At 40.3% G+C, this 253-nt stretch carries 1 protein-coding gene; it reads right to left on the bottom strand.

The window, feature by feature from the left end; genetic code table 11:
* A partial coding sequence (locus CVH10_RS26220) for a hypothetical protein (RefSeq protein ID WP_219925022.1) occupies positions 1 to 195 on the bottom strand: 195 nt, incomplete at its 3' end.
* Positions 196 to 253: the final 58 nt, after the last annotated feature.

Raw genomic sequence — 253 nt, 5'->3', positions numbered from 1 at the left:
TTGTGTGTAGTTTTTGTTTTCATAACCAAGACGATAAATTTGGCTTGCATGCTGTTGCGGGTTAAGTAAGCAATAAGCCGCTAGTTCAGCAACATCGGCACAGTCTACCCAACTGAGTACTGCATTGCCAAAATAAGAGCGCAAGACACCTTTTTGTAAGTTTTCATCTCCTTGATAACCCAGTAAGTTTTGCATATAAGATTCGGGGCGAAGGTGAGTAAATTGTATTCCTGACCATTCAATATAGCGTTCA

It is taken from the genome of Halomonas sp. ND22Bw, assembly GCF_003011945.1.
Lineage (GTDB): Bacteria > Pseudomonadota > Gammaproteobacteria > Pseudomonadales > Halomonadaceae > Halomonas > Halomonas halophila.
Note: the sequence above shows the minus strand (reverse complement) of the source record. Positions and strands in the feature narration are given on the sequence as shown.